The 24,416-nt window shown below is 27.7% G+C and carries 22 protein-coding genes; 17 read left to right on the top strand and 5 right to left on the bottom strand.

Annotation, left to right across the window (positions count from 1 at the left end; genetic code table 11):
* Positions 1-145 precede the first annotated feature (145 nt).
* From Tmeso_RS00205 to Tmeso_RS00195, 3 genes are read right to left on the bottom strand one after another with little or no spacing between them, the layout of a single operon-like run.
* Positions 146-787, bottom strand: a complete 642-nt coding sequence (locus Tmeso_RS00205; protein WP_099187163.1) for a hypothetical protein — start codon at positions 785-787, stop codon at positions 146-148.
* A gap of 14 nt (positions 788-801) precedes the next feature.
* Complete coding sequence (locus Tmeso_RS00200) at positions 802-1,458, bottom strand: DUF1292 domain-containing protein (RefSeq protein WP_099187162.1); 657 nt, start codon at positions 1,456-1,458, stop codon at positions 802-804.
* Between the two features lie 14 nt (positions 1,459-1,472).
* Complete coding sequence (locus tag Tmeso_RS00195) at positions 1,473-2,126, bottom strand: PspA/IM30 family protein (protein WP_099187161.1); 654 nt, start codon at positions 2,124-2,126, stop codon at positions 1,473-1,475.
* 417 nt (positions 2,127-2,543) lie between these two features.
* Here Tmeso_RS00195 and Tmeso_RS16265 point away from each other — a divergent pair, with 417 nt between their 5' ends.
* The 4 genes from Tmeso_RS16265 to Tmeso_RS00175 all read left to right on the top strand — a co-directional run bounded on the left by Tmeso_RS16265 (position 2,544) and on the right by Tmeso_RS00175 (position 7,579).
* Positions 2,544-2,684, top strand: coding sequence for a hypothetical protein (locus Tmeso_RS16265; protein WP_187296163.1), 141 nt, complete (start codon positions 2,544-2,546; stop codon positions 2,682-2,684).
* Positions 2,685-2,836: 152 nt separating this feature from the next.
* Positions 2,837-4,852, top strand: coding sequence for a methyl-accepting chemotaxis protein (locus tag Tmeso_RS00190; RefSeq protein ID WP_099187160.1), 2,016 nt, complete (start codon positions 2,837-2,839; stop codon positions 4,850-4,852).
* 723 nt (positions 4,853-5,575) lie between these two features.
* Positions 5,576-6,481, top strand: a complete 906-nt coding sequence (locus Tmeso_RS00180) for a hypothetical protein (RefSeq protein ID WP_099187159.1) — start codon at positions 5,576-5,578, stop codon at positions 6,479-6,481.
* Between the two features lie 255 nt (positions 6,482-6,736).
* The gene (locus tag Tmeso_RS00175; protein WP_099187158.1) at positions 6,737-7,579 is read left to right on the top strand and encodes an Rpn family recombination-promoting nuclease/putative transposase; all 843 of its coding nucleotides are present in this window, start codon (positions 6,737-6,739) and stop codon (positions 7,577-7,579) included.
* Between the two features lie 636 nt (positions 7,580-8,215).
* On the opposite strand, the gene Tmeso_RS00170 is transcribed toward Tmeso_RS00175, so the two are convergent.
* Positions 8,216-9,682 (bottom strand): phospholipase D family protein, encoded by a 1,467-nt coding sequence (locus Tmeso_RS00170; RefSeq protein ID WP_242967775.1) that lies wholly within the window; start codon positions 9,680-9,682, stop codon positions 8,216-8,218.
* Positions 9,683-10,302: 620 nt separating this feature from the next.
* Between Tmeso_RS00170 and Tmeso_RS16665 the strand changes: the two genes are divergently transcribed.
* From Tmeso_RS16665 to hypE, 12 genes are all read left to right on the top strand, one after another.
* Positions 10,303-10,785, top strand: a complete 483-nt coding sequence (locus Tmeso_RS16665; RefSeq protein WP_207653809.1) for a DUF7021 domain-containing protein — start codon at positions 10,303-10,305, stop codon at positions 10,783-10,785.
* 15 nt (positions 10,786-10,800) lie between these two features.
* Positions 10,801-11,112: a DUF2262 domain-containing protein gene (locus Tmeso_RS16660; RefSeq protein ID WP_305791267.1), complete on the top strand. Its 312-nt coding sequence runs from the start codon at positions 10,801-10,803 to the stop codon at positions 11,110-11,112.
* 293 nt (positions 11,113-11,405) lie between these two features.
* Positions 11,406-13,505 (top strand): TerD family protein, encoded by a 2,100-nt coding sequence (locus Tmeso_RS00160; RefSeq protein ID WP_099187157.1) that lies wholly within the window; start codon positions 11,406-11,408, stop codon positions 13,503-13,505.
* Between the two features lie 421 nt (positions 13,506-13,926).
* Complete coding sequence (locus Tmeso_RS00155; RefSeq protein WP_242967773.1) at positions 13,927-14,337, top strand: cytochrome b5 domain-containing protein; 411 nt, start codon at positions 13,927-13,929, stop codon at positions 14,335-14,337.
* Positions 14,338-14,353: 16 nt separating this feature from the next.
* Positions 14,354-15,226 carry a hydrogenase small subunit gene (locus Tmeso_RS00150; RefSeq protein WP_099187156.1) on the top strand — a complete coding sequence of 291 codons (873 nt, stop codon included), beginning with the start codon at positions 14,354-14,356 and terminating at the stop codon, positions 15,224-15,226.
* Positions 15,227-15,240: 14 nt separating this feature from the next.
* A complete protein-coding gene (locus Tmeso_RS00145) occupies positions 15,241-16,650 on the top strand; it encodes a nickel-dependent hydrogenase large subunit (RefSeq protein WP_099187155.1) in 1,410 nt (469 codons plus the stop codon).
* 2 nt (positions 16,651-16,652) lie between these two features.
* Positions 16,653-17,120, top strand: a complete 468-nt coding sequence (locus tag Tmeso_RS00140) for a hydrogenase maturation protease (protein ID WP_099187154.1) — start codon at positions 16,653-16,655, stop codon at positions 17,118-17,120.
* A 1-nt stretch (position 17,121) separates the two neighbouring features.
* On the top strand, positions 17,122-17,364 hold the full coding sequence (locus Tmeso_RS00135; protein ID WP_099187153.1) for a hydrogenase maturation nickel metallochaperone HypA/HybF: 243 nt from the start codon (positions 17,122-17,124) through the stop codon (positions 17,362-17,364).
* Complete coding sequence (gene hypF / locus Tmeso_RS00130) at positions 17,365-19,629, top strand: carbamoyltransferase HypF (protein ID WP_330400277.1); 2,265 nt, start codon at positions 17,365-17,367, stop codon at positions 19,627-19,629.
* A gap of 4 nt (positions 19,630-19,633) precedes the next feature.
* Positions 19,634-19,849, top strand: coding sequence for a HypC/HybG/HupF family hydrogenase formation chaperone (locus tag Tmeso_RS00125; RefSeq protein ID WP_099187151.1), 216 nt, complete (start codon positions 19,634-19,636; stop codon positions 19,847-19,849).
* A gap of 15 nt (positions 19,850-19,864) precedes the next feature.
* Positions 19,865-20,950 (top strand): hydrogenase formation protein HypD, encoded by a 1,086-nt coding sequence (gene hypD, locus Tmeso_RS00120; RefSeq protein ID WP_099187150.1) that lies wholly within the window; start codon positions 19,865-19,867, stop codon positions 20,948-20,950.
* Positions 20,951-20,961: 11 nt separating this feature from the next.
* Positions 20,962-21,969, top strand: coding sequence for a hydrogenase expression/formation protein HypE (gene hypE, locus Tmeso_RS00115; RefSeq protein ID WP_099187149.1), 1,008 nt, complete (start codon positions 20,962-20,964; stop codon positions 21,967-21,969).
* 365 nt (positions 21,970-22,334) lie between these two features.
* Here the strand turns inward: hypE and Tmeso_RS00110 are convergent, their stop codons facing one another.
* Complete coding sequence (locus Tmeso_RS00110; RefSeq protein WP_242967771.1) at positions 22,335-22,775, bottom strand: hypothetical protein; 441 nt, start codon at positions 22,773-22,775, stop codon at positions 22,335-22,337.
* 500 nt (positions 22,776-23,275) lie between these two features.
* Here Tmeso_RS00110 and Tmeso_RS00105 point away from each other — a divergent pair, with 500 nt between their 5' ends.
* On the top strand, positions 23,276-24,373 hold the full coding sequence (locus Tmeso_RS00105; protein WP_330400276.1) for a stalk domain-containing protein: 1,098 nt from the start codon (positions 23,276-23,278) through the stop codon (positions 24,371-24,373).
* The last annotated feature ends 43 nt before the right edge of the window (positions 24,374-24,416 follow it).

Raw genomic sequence — 24,416 nt, 5'->3', positions numbered from 1 at the left:
ACTTTTTTTATTTTGCATATTCTATATAGTTTTGAATCTTTGGATAACATTGATTGAATATCTGCACCTACAACTATTTTTGAGCAACGGAGCACGTAGGGATAGTTGGCGATATGAGTCAGTGCGTAGCAACTAGACGAATTTTTTATTTGAATTTATTTCTTATTATAGAAATCACGCATATAAACACCATTATTATAATGAATGAGTATATCATTATATCAAAAAAACTAAGTCTTAAACCGTAAAATCCACGATTGCTGTAGAATGGGTATCTGAAATTAAAAAAGCTATGGGATTTTTTTGGAGTATAGTCTTGATCGCTAAAAACCTGTTTTTTATTTGAAGTATCAGATGTTTTTTCATTTTTAGTATCTTTTGTAGTATTTGAAAAACTTCCACTTTTCATAGAGCTTTTAGGAGTAGAATCCTTATATGTAGTATCCTTTGTATTTGAATAGGTACTAGAATTGTTTGTATTATTTTTTGTAGTGTTTGAGAAACTTCCACTTTTTAATCCAGAGTTACTAGATTTTGGAGGAGTAGAAGATGTATCTGTTATTTTATTATAATCTTTTGTATTAGTGCTGTTTTTGAAATTAGAAGTCTTTAATGTACTATTAGTGCTTGTTGGTTTTTTATATGATTTACTGTAAGAAGAACTCCTAGGTTTAGAATAGGAGCCACTTCTTGTTTTAGCATAAGCAGTATTCACCATTATTTGAGAAAATACTAATGTAAATATTAAGAATATAGATAAGAATATTCTTTTAAAATTTTTATTCATAAAAATACATCCCCTTAATCTAAGTTGCAAGAATTAAATATTTCAGCTATATAATCGAATTCACAAGCATCCGATATTTCTCCATAATTATCTTCTTTTATACCAGGATAGTGGTATAATATATATTTTTCATCATAATTATGTATGTTTTGAATGACGATATATCTCTTATTGTCATTTAATACCTGTATAGTGGATAACACTTTATATATATCTTCTTTATTTGTATCGTTATTTGTAAGATTTAAAGTATAGTCGTTATAAACTGTAGAGTTCACATTCTTATGGTCGCATACAACAATTTTTGAGTTTAATCTACATCCAAGGCAAGTATCGAAATTACATTCTTTTATACATCTAAAACATGAGCATTTTAAGCAGTTTTCTATCTGCTTAAAATGAGATTCATGTTCTTCTTTATATTTACCCAGTTTATTTATATAGTAATCTTCTTTTTCAAAAACCTTAAAAATTGATTTTTTATTATATTTAGATTCTAAAGTATCTATAAGATTTATATAATCCTTTAATATATTTAATCTTGATATATATTTTCTTTGTTTTATTTTATCTTCTGATAAAAAGTCATTAATATCATTTATTGCATAATTTATATCTACATATATTTTTTCATATTTATTTTTTTCATCTTTAAATAAATTAGAGTCCATTTTAACCACCTTAACTAGTTTTTATATTTTTGAAGTTCTAAGTCTAAATCTATATCATTTTCCAATTTTGCAAATTCTTCATCTAAAGAGTCTGCATTGTTTTTGAGCTCAGACATACCTTCCGCTAAAGCTTCTTTTTTAGAAATTTTTCTTTCAATATCATCTAAATCAATACTGTTAGATCCATTATCTATGTTTGCTAATATTTCATTTACTTTTTGAGATGCTTCAGCATTATTAAGTCTTGCAGCAGCTTCATCTCTGTAATGTCTTGTCTTTTTAATTTCCTCTTCTAAACTAATAAGCTTTGATTTTAATTGATCTGATTTTATTTTAGCCTCATCATAAGATGTCTTTAAGCTTTCATACTTTTTATCGGATTCTATTTTCTTTTGTAAAGCTTTCTTAGCTAAATCTTCATTATTCTTGCTCATTGCAAGTCTTATTTTTTCATCAAAATCATTAGATTCTTTTAATGTTTCATCCATCTGTTTTTTTATTAAATGAGCGTTCCCTATAACTTCCGCAGAAGACAATTTAGCTTTATTAAGACTTTCTTCCATTTCTCTTATTTTAAGATCTAAAAGTTCTATAGGATTTTCTGCTTTATCTAATGCACTATTTGCTTTTCCTTTTATTATGTTATTTAATCTTGTAAAAATTCCCATTTAAACATACCTCCATATCAATTGATTATAGTTACAAGTAGTTTTTAAAACTACTTGATGTATTTATGATAATACATAAACGCAAAAAATGAAAATGCCATTTAGGTTGGTAAAGGCTAATGAAATAAAATTATATCAAAATATATGCTAAATACTAACTTTTTCTTAAAAATACTATAAATATAATAAAAAAAGATATTTAAAATGATGTAATGTAGTTTTGGAAACTATATATTTTGGTTTTGTGTTTTAAGATTAAGTCATATATATACTAAATGTAAACATTTGAGACATTGATTTGAATGAAATGGATTTTACTGAACATGTACTAGAGGATATACAAAAGTTAATATATACAATGGAGATTTCTTCAAAGATAAAGATTTAAAAAATGCTTATCTTAGATATTTTGAAAATATGATAGATAGTATTAAACCAGATACTATAATAATAGTCACACGACATGGTCCATTGTTTAGCGATGCAGTGATTTTATCTGATGGAGAGCATATATATGGAGATTTAAGTAAATTTGCTATGAGTATAAAAAAGCTGTAGAAAAAATGAATATTTAGACAAATAAGGTAGAAATCATTGAATACTATGTGAAAATATAGTAAAATAGCCAGTGGAACAGAACTTGAGCATAGTACATATGGGTAATGGGATTTAAATAGGAAAAATATAAAAATAAGGAGTATGGTGTATAAGTGGGAAAAATTTCAAATTTTAAAAATAAAATAGGTTCTAAACTTATTTTAGTGTTTATTTTGCTAATAACTATGTCACTAAGTGCATTAGGGATAACTTCATACTTTAAGTCAACAGTGATTTTAAAAGAGAATTTAAAAGATAATTCCTTCCAAATGATTCAGCAAATACAAGAAAATATAACTACTTTTATAGAAGAAAATGAATTTAATATTATTCAAATGTCTCATGATCCAAATGTGCAGCAAATTATATCACATCCAGATTCTCAAACATGGATGATGGAAACCTTTAAAACGTATAAAGAAGCTCATCCGTTTGTTGAAAGCATTTATTTAGCTACGGCAAATAGTGATATGTACTTATATCCTCAATATGACTTACCAGAAGGGTATGATCCTGTAGAAAAAGATTGGTATAAAAATACTTTAACTAAAAATGATATGGTATGGGAAAAACCGTATAAAGATATAGCTACTGAAAAAATGGTTATAACTGTTTATATACCTGTATATAATACTTATAACAATGATGAATTGGTTGGAGTTTTGGGAGTAGATATATCTTTAGAAAATTTTTCGACGAAAATAAATAGACTTAAACTTGGGAAAAGTGGTTATGCTGTTTTGGTAGATAAGGACTTAAATTATATTACTAATAAAGATAAAGAACTTATAGGCACTCATATAGATGTAAAAGAGGTTGAAGAAGCTATACATAAAACTAATGAGAGAAGTATAGAATATTCTAAGAATGAACAAGGAGTTTCGAAAGATAAAATTGCATTGTTTACTAAAATAGATAAATTAGGATGGACTGTTATTGGAACTATGTATGTTGACGAAATTAGAGATGATACTAAGATTTTGTTTTACACTACATTAATTATAGGAGTTATCTCTTTATTGGTAGCTGGAATTACTTCTATTATATTTTCTAAAAATTTAACAAAACCTATAAATATACTTTTAGGTAATATGAAAAAAATACAGAAAGGTAACTTTACAGTAAGATGTAATTTCAAAAGTAAAGATGAAATAGGTCAAATAGGAGACGGATTCAATGAAATGCTTGATGATATTGTAAAACTTATAAATAATATACAAAATACATCTGAGGAAGTTAATAAGTCTGCACAAAACTTAGCAGGAACCTCGGAAGAGGTTAGTGCATCAGCTGAAGAAGTAGCAAAAACTATAGATGAGATTGCTAAAGGAGCTTCTAATCAAGCTGATGAGTCGGAGAAAGGATCCGTTCTAGCATCTAATTTAGCGGATAAACTTAATGAACTTTCAGAAAGTACTGAGGATATGTTAAATTCTACAAAAGAAGTTATAGATGCTAATTTAGTAGGAGTTAAACTTATAGAAGAGCTAAAAGAAATAACAGAATTAAATAATGAAGAAACGAAGAAGGTTGCACAAGCAATATTTGAGCAAAATGATAAGGCAAGAAATATAGCTAATATATTAGATACAATAAGTTCAATTGCAGATCAAACTAACTTATTAGCATTAAATGCTTCTATAGAAGCAGCAAGAGCAGGTGAAGCAGGAAGAGGATTTGCGGTAGTTGCTGATGAAATAAGAAAGCTTGCAGAAAGTTCAAGTAATGCAGCTAATGAAATAAAGGAAATTGTTATTAATATTCAAAATGATAGTAATAAAACTGTTGAAATTATGAATGAGGCAAAAGAAAGTACTATAAAACAATCAAACTCAGTCTCTCGTGTTAATGATGCATTCAATGTAATCATAAAATCTATTGATAAAATTACACAGAAGATTAACTCTATTGGTGAATATGTCACTAATATTAATAATGATAAAGATAATATTGTGGAAGCTATAACCAATATATCATTTGTATCAGAAGAAACAGCAGCGGCATCAGAAGAAGTTAGTGCTTCTATGCAAGAACAAGCAAGTGCTGTTGAGGAAGTTGCAAAAGCATCGGATTCACTTAATCATCTTGCGATAAATTTAAATAAAGAAATAAGTAAATTTGAAATATGATAAGGTAAATATAGAAGAGTGTTTAGTTTATAGGATTTTTTTGTATATAATTATCATTGAATATGGACTTTTTACAGTAGGTATATCAGAGTTAGCTTGCAAAACATTAAAAAATAAATTGATTTAAAAGAGAAGAATAGTACTATAATATTTCTTCTCTTTTTTTGTGTATAAATTATATGATTTTTATAACAGTTTAAATTGGGATTAGATTATAAAGTTGAATAATATCTTTATTATGCATTCCTATTCAATAATGTGATATAGCCTTGCATATGCGTGAAAGATTGTTCGTGATATTGGTGTTATAACCAGATTTGCTCAGCACAAGCATATAGCTTTATTTACAATTTTAAATGTTCTCTTTGGTGTAGGGGTGGAAGGTTTCCTGATGGCGACAGGATACGACTTGAAGAACTTTCTATTTTTATATAATGTCAAAGTTCTATTATTTATATCAATTTTAATACTACAATCTTGTCTAGTATATTCTAATGGATATGGATACATAAATATTCTAATTCCTCGAAATATTTATGATTTTAAATAAAATACATTCTTATATTAAATATATGAATTCAAAAAAATATGTATACCTAGTCAAAATTATTTCATATTGATATAATTGATGTTAAATTATATTGAAAAAAATACCAAAAATAAAAACTACTGTATCATATAATAAAGTTTAGATGATAGAAGACTGATAGAGGATGTGAAAATTTGAAAAATAAAAAATTATATCCAGAGGACAAACTTACAAAGTATTATCTTTTGAATAATTATTTTCATGATAGTGATATAGAAAATATAGAATTTTCAAATTCAAAAGGAAAAGATTCAAGCTGGTCTCCAGATCAAGTTAAGTTAAATATAAGTAGTATAATTGATGTAGATAATATATGGGATAAACTAAAAGGCACAGATGATGAAAAAAGAAGCTATGTACTTGAGCATAAAGAGAAATTTGAATATATTTTATATTTTCAAGATTGTAAGTATTTTAATTATGAAAAGTCAATTTGTGCAAATGATTATATTTATGGAGAATTTTTAGATAGTGTTATACTCAAGAAAATAAATAAATCAACAGGTAAGCAATATTATCATTTTAGGATAAGAACAGATGACGGTTATATGGATATAGTCTACTCTAAGTTCAAGATAAGGAAAAAAATAGGGAGAATAAGGGTAAGGGATACTCAAATTGTAGATTATAATATTAAAACACTGATAAATGAGTATGAACATATAGTAAAAGCAGATGGTACTATTGATACAAATGCTCTTATAGGGATAGTTAAAACTGCAAATGATTATGATAGATATAAAGCACTTTATTACTTATATAAATATACAGATATTATTATAGTTGATTATGCTAGAAATATAATGAAATTAGATAGAGAAGAGAACGAAGATAGTAGAACTATAGCTATAGATATAATTGGAAAACAAGGCGATGAAATGGATATTCCTATACTATTTGATGAATATTTTTCACTAGAAAAAAATTATACGAAGTCTAGTATATGTTATTGTAGTACACTATATGCAAAGAGGAAAATAATGGATGCTATAGAAAATATAAAATACAGACAAGATGCTAGTTATACTATAATACTTTAGTGTATAGGGATATTAAGATGAAATTCCAATTCTTAAAATTGATGCAAAACAATTATCGATAGATGGAGTAAAATTCTATCATGCAAATGATACGATTTGGATTATAGACTATATGGATCCAAAGTATCTTATGGAAGAATAGGTGATTTGAAAATAATCAAGGCAATTTTATTAAAATAAGGTTGTCTTTTTTTATGTAAAGATGTACGTTTATAGTATATAATATTAATAAATAGATAAATTGGAGGTGCTATTATGAAAGGTTTATTAGACCCTAAAATAGATTTTGTATTTAAGAATATATTTGGATCAACTAAACATCCTAAAATACTAATATCATTTTTAAATGCTATATTAAAGCCAAAGCATTTAATAAAATATGTTGAAATACAAAACACTGATTTAGAAAAACACTTTGTAGAAGATAAATTTTCAAGACTTGATGTAAAAGCTACAACAAGCAACAAAGAAGTTATAAATATAGAGATACAGCTAAAGAATGAATACAATATGATAAAAAGAAGCCTTTATTATTGGAGTAAATTATATGAAGAGCAACTTGGCGAAGGGGATAATTATTCTACTTTATCAAGAACTATATGTATAAACATACTTAATTTCAAATATCTAAAAAATGATAGATTTCATAATGGTTATTTATTAAAAGAAAAGGAAACTAATGAAGAACTTACTGATATTATGGAAATACACTTTATAGAAATACCAAAGCTTAAGGAAAATAGTGATGAAAAGGATATGTTAGTTGCTTGGACTGAATTTTTAAAAAATCCTGAAAGTGAAAAGGTTAGAAAGTTAGAAATGAGTATAGAAGAAATAAAAGAAGCTAAGGATGAACTAGTAAGGATTAGTAATGATGATGAACAGAGAATGATTTATGAGATGAGAGCTAAAATATTAAAGGATAAAGTTAGTGCACTTAATAAGGCTAAAAATGATGGAATGAAGCAAGGAATAATGAAAACTGCTAAGAATTTATTAAAACTAGGAATGGATATATCAATAGTAAAAGAGGCTACGAAATTATCAGAAGAAGATATAATAAATTTAAAGGAAATATTAGAAAAAGAAAATAATTAGATGCATTAAAAATTTAATAATATTTAAGTTAAGAAAACAATGCTTATTAAAATAGAATTACTTGATATTTTAATAAGCATTGTTTTAATTTATAGGTAAATAAAAATAGATTTTAGGCAGCCATATATGAGATTAAAATGATAATTTAAAATACTTATTTGAAAGATATATACTAGAAAACTGCTTTATTATAGTAAGTAATATTTTTACCTATGACTATTTTTAGGTGGATATTTTCCTTTAATAATAGTTTTATTTATGTTGGGGTATTGGGTCATACGGGTTCATTATAGCTACAGGATATTATCGAGTGCTTTTATACAAGATGATAATATTAGCCTTATAAAATATTAGAGTGTGTAAATAACTTTGTGCTTTAAAATTTATAATTGAACTATTCGGTACTAATCAGTATTTGGAAAAAATTGAATATTTTAATTTCTAGTTATGATTATAGCCCAAGTTATAGAGAAATATACATATTTTCTTATAATTTGGGCTATAATCATAATGATGCAAATTTATGCTCAAAACTTAAATGATTTAGTATAAATGAGAATATATGATTCTTTACAAATTTTAATTTTGAAGACTCAACTTATTTTTTTCTTGGTCCATTTTTTACATATCAATTTTTTAAAAAGTTCCTAGTCCAGTAAATTCTTGAATGCGATAAATTATATTTCTTAAAAAACCATCTTCTTTAAACTCAGAGAAATCGACTGTATAGTGTCCATCTTTATTTTGCCATATCCTATCAAAATACTGACCTATTTCCAAAGCAAGCTTATTATCGTTTTTTACTTCTATCTTTATATCAGTTTCTAAGTTATGATCGCCTATATTTCTTTTTGTTAAATTAGCAGATCCGCCGATTATTATAGTTTGATCATCTTTCTCAATAAAAGCTAATTTTGCATGATACTGCTCTCCATGAGTTTGATACCATCTTATTTTAATCTTGCCATTTGTTTTCTTTACTAATTCAGCAGATACTGGCCTATTTGGTATACCGTTTTTTTCTATACCAAATGCATCTTTATTTGAATCCAAAACTAACTTTACATCTACACCACGATTTGCAGCACGTATTAATTCTTCTACAATAAATCTATCGGATAAATAGAACATTCCCATTGTAATCTTATCATAAACTTTAGTATTTTCAATCTCTTCCTGTAGATTTTTTCTTATTTTACCCTCTGTTATTAAAGCTAATCTTGTAGCTTCTAACGGTTCTTTAATATCACCTCTATACTTTAACTTTAAATCTTTAAATTCACTTCCTGAAAAACGAGCTACTGCTAATTCTGACTGTATTAAATCATCAATTATATCCCCTTTAACTTTAAAAGCAATATTAGAGTGATAACAACTAGCATCATGAGGATTAGAAGAAGATATAATCGCAGATTCTTCTGTAATTACAACTTTTCTATGATTGGCTTTAAAATTAAGCAACTTTAGGTAAGAACGAAGAGTAACTTTTGGAGAATCTGGACTAAAAGCATTCTTCATCAAACCCTTTCCTGAAGTTCCAAACCACCTAAAGAAAGTTCTCCACACTCCTGAATATAAAGGATTAGAATCTCTTGTCTTTGTTGAATCTGTAATAATAACTTCAATATCATTTTCCTTTAACTGCTCTATGAATTTGAACTTATACGCACCATAAAAGTTATTTATTTCATCGGTTATAAATATTATTTTTAAATCTGGATATTTGTCTTTCTGCTCTATCAATGTATCTGTTAATGTTTTTGATATTTGAGGAAAATCTAACTTCCTATCATAATCATCATTAAATAAAAACAAATCTAAAATTATAAATTCTTTTGCATTTTTAATCAATTCTAACTGTTTTTCAAATATAGATTGCTCATGTATCACTTCACCATCCTTTTTATATGTAAGATCATATAAAAATTCTATATCAGAAACATTATGTAATTCTCCTTCAAATGAAAGTCCTTTTGGCATTGGTGTAATAAATCCGTTTACTACTGTAACGATTGCTAGCATAATTGCTATATTTTTTACAGTAAAATATTTCTTTTTCGGATTTTTGCTTATAAATATGATATTAGATTTATTCGAAGACAAAATTATCAATCCTTTCATTTGTTTTCTTTAAAGTATAACATATCATGTCGAAATTTATCTAACATAATAACAAAGCTTATTTCTGGTAAACATCCTAGAAAAGAACATGGAAGTTATAAAAAGTTGAAGAAGAATTAATAAAAGATAATCTTCTTATGCAAAATTTCTCTGCTGATACTAAAAATGAAACTTGGATTGGAGATATAACATATATTGACATCTATATTTATGGATGAATGTTTTGTATGAAAAGAAAAAACGTGTTTATATTATAAAGAGTACAAACCATTAGTATAAGTTTTTTAGTATATAAGATCGAATACCAACTTATTTTTTCATGATATGAGACTATTTATTAAATTATACCTAGATTCTACGTTAACAAGTTAGAAAACGTCCGTATAGCTTGAAAAATACATCAAATAGAATATTGAGGTTCACAGAAATTCTTCATTAAATTTTATGGAAAGGACATTATGAAAATGGTACAATATAGAATATATTTACAGAATTCTTTTCAAGTTAGCCATAAAGCAAGGCTATTTTAATTTGACGTGGAATTTAGGTACAAGTAAAAAATTTAACATTAGAGTAAATATGAGACAAGTGGGGGGAATGATATGAGCAGATCTAGTGAAAAAAACAGATTCGAAAATAGATTCACCGAAGATGTGATTGAAGTGGCTGTTGTAACAGGGGCATCGGGTGTGAGTTCGGGAAAAGTGGGAGGAGATGTTCTGTGGAACTCGTCCATAGACATTATTGCATGTAAGGATGTAAATGGAGATAAGCCTGTCGTAGAGGATGAAGTCAGTCTAGAATGGCTTGTAGACGACGAGGAACTGAGAAAAACAAGGGGCATTCTAACGAAGAACTCGATTGTAAGGCTTAGTATACGCAGGGGGAAAAGGTCCATGATGCTTTTAGAGGTTTTGGATGTTGAATATAAAGATCAGGAGCTTGAAGCTATACTTGAGGAGTCGATGAAGCCTATTTATTATAATGATGAGATTTTGGGTGAATTTGAAATGAATAAGAGCGTCAAGGTTTTCGGAAAAGATGTTTCATGGGGTGGAGAAGACGGAGATTTGTGTTTTGACTGAAATGAAGACGAAGATGTGATGAAGAGCTCGCTTCAAACCGCGCATGTGCTTTTTAAGAATGAGTTGGAATGGAATGCGAAAATAAGGGATTACGCGTCGAGTGAAATGTTGGAGTTGGCGAATGAATGGCTGAAGGATGATGATGCGAAGGTTGATAAGATTACAAAAGATATTTTTATTAGACTTATGGAATTTGAGAGCATGAGCGTTCATCAGGACGGCAGTTTTGAGATGTACTTTTCGGATGGAGACATGTTCTGGGGTCACTGCATAATTGTAGAAGGAAACGTAAATGGAGAATTTGATTCGGCATATATAGCAGGATAATGACATATAGCAAGTATTGGAGAATAGGTGATTTTGAAATAACCAGGGCAATCTTATTAAAATGAGGTTGTCTTTTTTATATTTTTTTTAAGTGTTGCATTAAGAAGAAAAAGAAAATATTTAAATAAAATAAATTTGAGCAAATTCAAAATTAAAAATAACTTTACAAAAATCCATCGATTTGGTATTCTAATTTAGAATGAAAATTCAAGTTTCAGGCTATGGTACTCCTTCCTTCTATTGATATCTTATTGGAATTAGGGGTACCGCTTTCCTGATATTTAGGAGTTGTTATGATAAATTCAATTTATTTAAGACGTAAAAACAAAATTCTTATTAAAGTAGGTAACAATAAATTACCTGATGTATATTTAGCATCTATTCTCAAAAATATTGAGGGAATAGGTTATACCTTTTCTAAAAAACTGATGGATATAATAAGAACACTATCAATAGATGAATTAGAAGTTTTTTATGATTCAATCATTGGTGAGTTAAAAACGATAGTAGGTTATAATGTAGAACATAAACCAATGTATCCTAATTTTCCTAAACAAGTAATGGATAGTGATGTATGCACTTTATATATAAATGCTATAATTCACTATATAACATTAGACTTACCCAAATCCAAAGTCCAAGAAAGAATACCATTATTAGATAATATAAATTTAAGAGTTATTGATTTAGGTGATGAAGAAGAGTTTAAACAAATATGTATTGATTTGTTAAGCTCAAAAACTTCTATTTCTGAAGCAGACAAAGAAGATATTAAGTGGTTTGTTGAAGAATATAAAGGTGATGTAAATTCAATTATTCCAAAGGATATTCCTCTTAAAGAAAATGTGGCATTATTAGCAAGTTTGTTATTAAAACATACTAATAGAGCTAAGGATATTCTTTTTAATTATATAAAAACAGCTACTGATGTACTTAGATTAACAGTAGCTTTGTCAGATGGAGATACTAGTTTAGCAACAAATACTAGATTTAGGAATTTTAAACGATGTGAAAGAAGACTTATATTAAGTTTGCTTGAAAACTGTAATAACATAACAGAAGATATGATACGATATAAAAATCAATGGATACGATTAGGAGAAAAATTACATCCTTTTGAGTATAAGGGTAAATATCCAAAATCTTTTCAAGCATTTAATATTATTCGTAATAACATAAAAATCGAAACATTTAATTCTCAAATAGAAAAAGCTTTTTTAAATAATGATATTATAGAATCAGTATATTTACTTAAGACTCGACCTGGAGAATTTGCGAGAAGGTTAGATCAGTTGTTACGTTCAACTAAAGACTGGCAATATGTTATAGACAATTTTAAAGAAGTTTGTGGTGAAATAGCATCTCCTGTATTGATGCAAGTAATAGCTCATTTTAAACATAGAAATAAAGATAATGATCTACGTGTATTTTTCCCAAAAGGAAACGTTGCAAAAGTATATGCTATAAAGAATAATTTAACTTTAATAGATGATGAAGTCTGTAATAGAGTAGTTAAAATATGTGAAAATGAGCTTAGAACACGTTTTTCAAAGCTAGCGCAATTAGGCAATGTTTATATAAATGAAAAGTTAAATGATTATATTGTACCTTTTTCACAAAGATCATCTAGTAAAGCTCTTCGAACTATTGTAAGAGGTTCTCAGATTGATATTTCTGATGGGAATACAATTGGGAATACAATCAGATTTTTCTTGTGGTGGAAAGAAGGATTTGTAGGCAATGTCCATACTGGGAGAGTAGATATTGATTTATCTGCTATTATTTATGATAGAAATTGGGGATATTTGGAACATGCTTCATATACTAATTTAAAGTCAGATAAGTATAAAGTATGTCATAGTGGTGATATTGTAGAAGCACCTAATGGGGCATGTGAATTTATTGATATAGATATAAATTCAATTATAAAATGCGGTGGACGATATGTAGTTATGTCTTTAAATTCATTTACGGAGCAACCTTATTGTAATCTTCCAGAATGCTATGCTGGTTGGATGATGAGACAATATCCTAATTCGGGTGAAGTCTTTGAACCGGCAACAGTAAAGGATAAAATAGATGTAACAGCTGATACTAGAATTTGTATTCCTGTAATACTTGATTTAGTAGAAAGGAAAGTTATTTGGAGTGATTTAGCTTTAAAATCTAATCCATACTTGTATAATAATATTGAAGGAAATGAAAAAGGTATGGTTTTAATGGGAAAAGCTATTACAAATTTATCAAAGTTTAATTTATACCAATTATTTAAAATGCATGCTAATACAAGAGGAACAATTATTGATGAAATAGATAAAGCGGATACTATTTTTTCTGTTGATAGAGGTATTACACCTTTTGATATTGAAAAAATAATGTCTGAATTTATGTAAGGCAAAAGGTAATCTGATTTTAAATTAGATTACCTTTTTTTATGTGGGTATTGGGTCGGTTGGGTTCCTTATAACTATAGGATATGATTTAAAATATTTACGAATTTTACATAAAGTAAGTTTTCAGTAAGTTGTATTGATATATATTATATAATTTAGTTTTTATATAAAAAAACATTGATTTTATTACCTTTATAAAATAATCATTTGAAATTCATAGTATCTTTAAATATTGTTCAGTTAACTATAGAAATAACAATTATTATTTTAAATTATTATAGTATATTACTAGTTTACAAGAGAGGGATGCTTTGCATCTCTTTTTTTATTGTAATAAAACGTTATATATTCAAGTATTTATTAATAGATATTGTATTTATTAAAGCATATATTTTGCAACAAAAAATATGAGGTGAATAAAGTGAAAAAGAGTCTGAAAATTAAATTTAAAATTCAAAAAATCATGTATTTAAAACAAATGGTTTACTTTGCAAAATTTCCATCTCAACAACTATATTATAAAAAACTCTTAAAAAACGAAATAAATAAATTAAAAAATCTAACTAACAATAGAGATGGGGAAAAAGTAAATTCTAATAATCAAAGAGAATTTACAATTGAAGAGTTAGCTCAGTATGATGGGTCAAATGGTAAACCTGCTTATGTAGGAATAAATGGAATTGTTTATGATTTAAGCAACGAGATTACATGGGGTGGAGGTACTCATTTTGGATTATATTCAGGAAAAGATTTAACAAATGAGTTTATGCAATGCCATGGCAAAGAAGAAATTTTAAACAATCTACCTAAAATTGGAGTATTAAAGAAATAAATGAGGGGGATCTATATTGCCTAATAAAAAGTGTCCCATAATAGATAGCAAAAATAAAATTCCAAGACAAATAGTTGACTTGGCTATAGAAAATATAAATGAAAACAAAAATAAGAAAATTAATCTCATTTGGCTTGAGGCATGTGGTTGTTCAGGAAATATTATATCTTTATTAAATGCAGAAGATCCAGATGTAATATATTTTCTTGATCAGATGGTAAACATGAAATATGACAACAGTATTATGGCTGAAGAAGGAGAAAAAGCATTTGAAAAATTCTTAGAGGTTCTAGATACGGAGTTTATTCTTGTAGTAGAAGGTGCAGTGTCTACAAAAGATAAAGGACTGTATAATGTAATAGCTAGATACAAAGGGAAACTAATAACTGGAATGGAAGCTGTATTAATGGCAGGCAAAAAAGCAAAATATGTTATAGCTTTAGGCTCATGTGCATCATATGGAGGACCTTCAGCAGCAAGTCCTAATCCATCATTAAGTAAAAGTGTGTATGATTTTTTAGATAGAGAAGTTATAAGAGTTCCAGGCTGTCCATCGCATCCACAATGGATAATTGGTACAATTGCTCATATTATATCTTTTGGAAAACCAGAACTAGATAAAGAAAATAGACCTATACTTTTTTATGGTGTAACAATTCATGATATGTGTGAAAGAAGATCATATTTTGATAAAGGAATATTTGCTAAAAAGCTAGGAGATAAGGAGTGTATGTTCAAACTAGGATGTAGAGGACCTATTACTAAAACAGATTGCCCAATAAAAAGGTGGAATGATAGTATCAATTGGCCTATCGGTAATAATACACCATGTATAGGTTGTGCTAGAAATGGATTCCCAGATTCTATGGAACCATTTGTAAGATATTAAGGGAGGAGGAAACCATGGGAGAAAAGATTGTAATAAATCCACTTACTAGGATAAGTGGATTCTTAGAAATAGAGGTTAATATAGAAAAAAACATAGTAGTAGATGCAAAAAGTAGTGGTATGTTGTTTAGAGGATTTGAAAAAATGCTAGAAGGAAGACCACCTTTAGATGCAATATATTTTACTCAAAGAATATGTGGTATTTGCTCAACTGCTCATTCAATATCATCAGCGCTAGCACTTGAAGATGCTTTAAAAGTAGTACCTAATGAAAATGATAGCATGATTAGAGATATAATACATGGGTGTGAATTTTTACAAAACCATTTAAGACATTTCTATCAATATACTTTTCCTGATTATGTTAATGGCCCTAAAATAAATCCATTGTACAAAGAATCTTATGGAGATTATAGACTGCCAAAAGAACTAAATGAAAAATTAAGTAACCATTATGTAGAGTCTATAAAATACAGTAGGTTATCTCATAAAATGTTAGCTATTCTTGCAGGTAAAGCACCACATAATCACGGTGTATTTGTAGGTGGAGTTACAGTAAATATGAACTCATCAATACTTATAGAGTTAAAATCAATATTATCATCCATAAAAGATTTTATAGAAAATATAATGATAGAAGATATTTATATTATATCTAAATATTATAGTGATTATTTTGAAAATGGTAAGGGCTATGGTAATTTTATGAGCTATGGAGTATTTGATAGTGATTACAATAAACCTTTAATATATGTTAAACCAGGAGTATTAATAAATAATAAAAGAAAACCCCTTGATGATAATAAAATTACTGAAAACGTACATTATGCTTGGTATAAGTCAGCTAAAAATAATATAAGACCTGAAGAAGGGTATGTTGAGCCGGATATTAATAAAGAAAATGCATATAGTTTTGTTAAGGCACCTAGATATGATGGATATGCGGTTGAAGTAGGACCTTTAGCAAGAATGTGGTTAAGTAATGATTATACTAGAGGAGTATCTACTATGGATAGAACTATTGCAAGAGGACTTGAAGCTAAGAAAATATGCAATATAATTGATAATCTTTTAAGCAAAATAAAAATGGAACCTACACAACAAGAGAAATATGAAATTCCTGATAAAGCAAATGGAATAGGACTTAAGGGAACTACAAGAGGGGCTTTGGGTCATTGGCTATCTATAGATGATAAAAAAATTGAAAAATATACGATTATAACTCCTACAGCTTGGAATGTATCTCCAACTGATTCAGATGGTATAAAAGGAGTTATAGAAAAAGCTTTAATTGGGACTTATGTTAAAGATGTACAAAATCCTGTAGAGATTGGAAGGATAGTTAGATCATTTGATCCTTGTGTTTCTTGTGCTACTCATATTATAAGTGATAAACATTCTAGTATTAATATAAGGGTTGTTTAATTATGATAAAAGTCATTGGTATAGGGAATAGAGTTATGGGTGATGATGGGGTAGCTATATATGTTTTAGAAAAAATCGAAGATGAAATTATGAAGCTTAACTCAGAAATAGAAGTGATTATTGGAGAAACAGATTTTTTATATTGTTTAAATGAAATTGATGATAATGACTTTGTTATCATACTGGATAGCACATATTTAGGCTTAGAGTGTGGAACGGTCTCATTTTTATCATTTGAAGAAGCAAAAGGATATTCAAATAATCCACAAACTCAACATGATATTAGTCTTGTAGATATGATAATAAATTATAAAAATTGTGTAAGAGGATATATTATCGGAATTGAAGTTTTTGATGTTGATTTTAGATTAAGTATTTCTGATTCTTTAAATGAAATATTTAAAAATATATGTAATGATGTTTTAAACAAAATAAAGAGAGTCTTAAATAATATTGAGGGAGGCAAGTAAAATGCATGAAGTATCTGCAATGTCTGAGATGTTTGAGATAATAAACCAAAATATTGTGAGCTATGGTTTAAAAAAGGTAAATAAAGTAGTAATTAAAATAGGAGAGTTAAGTTGTATCGATGAAAGTTCTATTAAATTTTCCTTTGAAACAATGGCTAAAGGAACTATATGTGAAAACGCACAAATAGTAATAGAAAAAGTAAAAGGACATGAGTTGTTACTAGATAGTATAGAGGGGGAATAAATAATACAAATAAATATAGTTAGAAAATATATAACAGTAAAGGGAATAGTACAAGGGGTTGGATTTAGGCCTTTTGTATATAAAACAGCTTCATATAATAATTTGAATGGATGGGTAAAAAATACTTCAAAAGGAGTATATATAGATATTGAAGGAAAAGAGAGTAATATTAATAAATTTATATATAACTTAAAACATAAACCACCTACTTTATCTAAGATAGAAGAAATAATTATAGAAGATAAAAAAATAATAAATCACAAAAAGTTTGAAATAAAACATAGTGATAAAGAAGATGCTATAACATTAATATCTCCTGATATAGGGATATGCGATGAGTGTCTAAATGATATAAAAGATATTAGAAACAGAAGATATAAATACCCTTTTACGAACTGTACAAATTGTGGACCTAGATTTTCAATAATAAAAAAATTGCCTTATGACAGAGACTCAACAACTATGAATGAATTTGAAATGTGCGATAAATGTAAGTATGAATATAAAAATCCATTAGATAGAAGATTTCATGCACAACCTAATGCGTGTCAAATCTGTGGTCCAAAGGTAGAGCTTATAGACAACTTTGAAAATAAAATATTATGCAATGATACTATAAAGCAAACTGTTAAATTAATTAAACAAGGTAAAATAGTTGCAGTAAAAGGATTAGGAGGCTTTCATCTAGTTTGTGATGCTAAAAATAAAAAAGCTATAGATACACTTAGAAATAGAAAGTATAGACCTACGAAGCCTTTTGCTTTAATGATGAAAGATATTAATACTGTAAAAAAATATTGTAATTTAAATAAAAAAGAAGAAAATGTAATTTTAAGTAATAAAAGACCTATATTACTTTTAAATAAAAAAGAACAGAAGCTACCATATAATATAGCACCTGATAGTAATAAATTAGGAGTTATGCTTCCATATACACCACTTCATTATCTATTGTTTAAAGAGGGTATAGAAGTTTTAGTTATGACTAGTGCGAATTTAAGAAAACTTCCAATAGAGTATAAAAATGAAGATGCTTTAAAAAAGTTAAATAATATTGTAGATTACTTTCTTATTCACAATAGAGAGATATATATACCAGTAGATGACTCTGTAAGTAGAGTTATTTTAGGTGAGGAAAGAGTTTTAAGAAGCTCTAGAGGATATTCTCCAATATATATGAATATTGAAAATAAAAAAGATATTTTAGCTTGTGGATCACATTTAAAAAATACATTCGCTTTATCTAAAGACAAAAATGTATTTATAAGTCAGTATATAGGAGATATGGATAACTTAGAAACCTATGATAGATTCGAAAATAATGTATTTCACTATAAAAATATATATAATATAAATCCTAAAATAATAGCTTACGACATGCATCCAAATTATTGGTCATCAGAATATGTAAATAAGCAAAATATAGAAAAAATAGCTGTACAGCATCATCATGCACATGTAGTAAGCTGTATGGTTGAAAATAAAGTAAAAGATAATGTTATAGGAATAGCTTATGATGGAATTGGGTATGGAACTGATGGACAAATATGGGGTTCGGAGTTTTTGATATGTAATTATAAGGATTTTAAAAGGGTTGGACATATAAACTATGTAAGTATGCCCGGTGGAGATGTAGCAGCTAAAGAGCCATGGAAAATGGCTGTAAGCTATATTTATAAAACCTATAAAAATGAGATATACAAAAACATACCACCTTCTATGAATGATAAAAATATAAAACCTATATTAGCTATAATAAAAAATAATATAAATTCTCCTGAGTGCTCGAGTATGGGAAGGCTATTTGATGCTGTATCAGCTGTAACTGGATATTTTGGTAAAGTAACGTTTGAAGGTGAAGCAGCAATTTTATTAGAAAATAGAGCAGATGAAAATGAGTGTAGAAAATATGATTATAATATAGAATGTATAAATAAAAAATATATTATAAATACAGATAAAATAATAAAAGGAATAATAGAAGATGTAAATCAAGGTATAAATTATAGTGTTATATCTAAAAAATTTCATAATACAGTAATAGATTTTTCAGTAAAAATGTGTAATATTATAGCTGAAAACTATAATATACATAAGGTTGCATTAAGCGGAGGAGTATTTCAAAATGAAATATTATTAAAGGGAATATATGAAAAGCTAGTTTCACAAGGTTTTAAAGTCTATACTCATAAATTAATACCGTGTAATGATAGTGGTATATGTGTTGGGCAAGTAGTTATAGCTAATGAGAATTCTAAGGAGTGATAATATGTGTATAGCAGTTCCAGCTGAAGTTATAGAAGTTTATGAAGAGGAAGCTTTCGTAAATTTTGGGGGAGTTAAAACTAAAGTAAATACGTGTTTATTAGATAATTTAAATATAGGAGATTATGTTTTAATACATGTAGGATGTGCTATACAAAAGATAGATAAAAAAGAGGCAGAACACACCTTAAAATTATTTGAAGGTATATTAAAAGATTAAATAAAGGAAGTATATATGAGATATATAAAAGAATTTAGAAATCCTAAATTAGCAAAGAAGATGTTATATAGTATTTCAGATAAATTAGAACGAGATATATCAATTATGGAAGTATGTGGAACGCATACAATGTCTATATTAAAAAATGGAATAAGGGATTTACTACCTCGAAATATAAACTTAATATCAGGCCCAGGTTGCCCTGTGTGTGTAACGGCACAGAGTTATATAGATACAGCTATAGAGCTTTGTAAAAGAGATGATGTTATAATAACTACATTTGGTGATATGATAAAAGTTCCTGGTACATATAGTTCACTTAAAATAGAGAAGGCTTTAGGAAGAGATATTAGATTAGTTATGTCGCCTCTTGATTGCCATGAAATTGCAAAACAAAATCCTAAAAAAGAAGTAGTGTTTTTAGGAATTGGTTTTGAAACAACAGCTCCAATTATAGCACTTAGTATCTATAAAGCTAAAAATGAAAATATAAATAACTTTAGTGTTTTACAATCTATAAAAACAATGCCAAACGCTATAAAAAAGATAGTAATAGATAAACAAGTTAATATAGATGGATTTTTATGTCCGGGACATGTAAGCGCTATTGTAGGAGTTAAGCCTTTTGAGTTTTTGGCTAAAGAATATGGGTTACCAGCTGTTATAGCAGGATTCGAATATTGTGATATAATATCAGCTATATATTTTTTAGTAGAAATGATAAATAGAGAAAAATATGAAGTTAAAAATATATATAACAGGATTGTTAAATATGAAGGAAATAAAAAGGCAGTATCTATTATTGATGAAGTATTTACTAATTCTGATAGCATATGGAGGGGTCTTGGAAATATAAAAAATACAGGGGTTGAGTTAAAAGAAAAATATAAAATATATGATGCAAAGTCTAAATTAAATATTAAAACAGTACATAATGATATTCATAAAGATTGTTTATGTGGTCAAATATTAAAAGGAATAAAAAAACCAACACAATGTAAATTATTTTCTAAAGTATGTAACCCATCAAATCCAATAGGAGCCTGTATGATATCACAGGAGGGAACGTGCAATGCATATTATAATTACGGCATAAGATAAGGAGTGTTAATATGGATGTAATTACTCTATCTCATGGAAGTGGGGGAAAGATAACTCATAATCTTATAAATGATATGTTTTATAAACATTTTGAAAATGATATATTATTACAGCAAAATGATTCTAGCATTTTACAAAAATTAAATGGAAGAATAGCTGTAACAACAGATTCTTTTGTTGTCAAACCAATATTTTTTCCAGGTGGGGATATTGGAAAATTATCTATATGTGGAACAATAAATGATTTAGCGGTGAGTGGTGCTAAACCAATGTACATCACCGTTGGATTTATAATAGAAGAAGGTTTAGAGATAAATATTTTAGAAAAGATAGTTATTTCAATGGCCAAGACAGCAAAACAAGCTAATGTAAAAATAGTTGCTGGGGATACCAAAGTTGTTGAAAAAGGAAATGTAGATAGAATATATATAAATACAACAGGTATAGGGTTAATAGAAGATGATAAATTAAATATAAGTGCAAACAATATACAAGAAGGAGATAAGGTAATAATAAGTGGAACAATAGCAGATCATGGAATGAGTATAATAAGTCAAAGAGAAGACTTAGATTTTGATGTAGATATAAAAAGCGACTGCAATTTACTAAATACGTTGACTAAAGATATATTAAATGCAAGTAAAAACGTAAGAATAATGAGAGATCCAACAAGAGGGGGATTAGCTACAACATTAAATGAAATAACAAACCATAGCAGTAGGAGTATAGTTTTATATGAAGAAGATATATTAGTTAAAGATGAAGTAATGAGTATGTGTGAAATGTTAGGATTTGATCCTTTATATATGGCAAATGAAGGAAAACTAGTAGTTATAGTATCAAATAATGATGCTAATAGGGTACTTGAAGCTATGAAAAAAAATCCTTTAGGAAGAGATTCTATGATAATAGGTGAAGTTATAAATGATAATAAAAGAAGTGTATATTTGAAGACAGAAATAGGAGGAACTAGGATGTTGAATATGCATGAAGGAGAATTGTTACCGAGGATATGTTAATAATATATTCTTAATAAAAGTAAAAATAGATTGGTATAACTTATATAAAGTGAAACTTAATTCAGATGGAATAATTGCTTCATCTGAATTTTTAGTTTTATAAGTAATCGTTTAACATATTACTGTTTTAGATATATGTTTTCTCTTAATGACATTTTCTTTTTATGTTGTGGGTATTGAGTCAGTCGGGTTTCTTATACTTACAGGATATTATCTAGTGTTTTTATAAAAGACAAGTCTTTATTCAGCTTGTATTGATATCTATTTTATGATTTGAGTGTTTTGTATGAAAAGAAAAACCTTATTGATATTATATGGTAAAGAGTCAAAACTGTTAGTATATAAGAGCAAATTCCTATTTATATTTAATTAATAAAAGACTTTCTAAATTTAAAGTAAACAATTGTAGCAACTATAATACCAATTAAAGAAGCAATCATATCCTTGTTATCCCATAGTCCTAAATTAAATATTACATGAAGATATTCTATAAGTGCAAAAATACTTATATTAAGCACATTAATTAACCATATAAACTTAGAATTGCTAATTACATTTGTAGTTTTAAATAATATAGGAACTACGTAAAAAATACCTATCAATGTAAAAAGGAAACTTGGTATAAGATTTGGTGCTGTCCAGGCAAACAAGGTAGTGTAATGATTATCTAATTTATATAAATTCGCCCTAAACATATAGACTAACATAAATAGAACATACATTACTAAAATACTTCCTTTTAGATACTTGTATGCTTTGCCATTAAAAAGAGTTTTATCAGTATTAATTAATTTTAAATTATTCATTGCATTCACCTCGATATTTAAATTTCATATTACTATAAGTGTATAGAATTATAGTATATTTATATATCAATTACAATATTGATTTTAAGTAACAGTATAGAATTATATAAATATAGGTTATCTCTTTAAAATCAGTAATTTTTGTATAAGTATGGGTTAAATTACATTGAACCATCAATAGATGGAATGAAATTCTATCATGCAAATGATACGATTTGGCTTGTAGAGACTCTATTGATTCAAAATATACTTTAGAAGAATAGATGATTTGAAATAATCAGGGAACTCTTATTAAAATGAGGTTGTCTTTTTTATATAGGCATAGATTCAGATGCATTACCAAGTAATAATAGATAATTATACTAAAAAATAGTATTTTCGTATATAATTAGACTAAGAAAATCAAGTTTAAGAATACATAAAGATACTTACAAAGAAGGAGGATTCATATTTTGAAAAAAATAGTTCTAATTACCTTGATCAGTATAATTATTGTTGCTATGGGTACAGTGGGCAAGGCCTCGGAAAAACCACTTACCATCATAGTAGATGGCAAAGTGATTATGTTTGATGAATCAACTGGGTTTCCTTACGTAAGCGATACAGGCCGTACTATGGTACCTTTACGAATTTGTTTGAGTTCAATAGGTTGTCAAGTGGACTGGAATCAACAGATACAGACTGTAATATCACGCAAAGGTGAAATTAAAGTGGAAATTCCTATGGGTAAGAAGGAGATTTTCAAAAATCAAATACCTATTTCTATAGATACAGCTGCAGTAGTAAAAAATGGACGCGCTTATCTTCCTCTTAGGGAGGTTATGAAGGCTTACGGATATGCAGTTGATTGGGACAATAAAACTAGGATTATTTCAGTAACCAAAAACACCTCATATGACAATTCGATAGAATTCACGCCATTTAATATCAATGGAGGTTCTACGGGTATATTCTCACGTAAACAGCTTGAGTTTAAAGGTTTTGATGGTATACAAGCAGAAATTACGCTACCTATGGTTACAATAGCAGAAAAAGGAGACTGTCCCTATGTATATTTTGGTTTTGATTGGAAAAATGATGTGGGAAACGTTGAAGGTGGCTTTCAATTCATTGAAGATTCAAATCACCCTAACTACAATAAATGGACTGTATATATGCGTCAAGGGGATGATTGGCGCTGGGGGGACAATATTGCTTTAGAGCAAGGTTCTACTCATCATATAAAATTCTATAGCGAGAAAGTATCTAAAAAACAAGTGGATTTGGTGGTTGAACTTGATGGTATGGAAATAATCCGAAAAGTTTCAACGGTTACCGACTTTACAAATGCTTCTGTAAAAGCAGTTACCTCAATAGCAATGTCTAAAACTTTTGATGGTAATAACTGCTTTTCACGATCAGACAATTGTAAGATTGCTAATATGAAGGTATCCGAGGCAAAATCTGATTTGTATTTGGATTTCAAGAACTATGGTTTATACAGCGAATGGAGACCAATAATTGGAGTTAGCGGTAAATGGTTTGGAACAGTAGACTGTATTCCTTCTTATTTACATATTGGAACGGATGGAGCAATTTCCATATATAAGGGACAGTAGACAATAACACTGCTATTATTTATAATATAGAAATGTTTAGGAG

The organism is Tepidibacter mesophilus, assembly GCF_002724055.1.
GTDB classification, from domain to species: Bacteria; Bacillota; Clostridia; order Peptostreptococcales; family Peptostreptococcaceae; genus Tepidibacter_A; species Tepidibacter_A mesophilus.
This window is presented reverse-complemented; position numbering and strand designations above follow the sequence as displayed.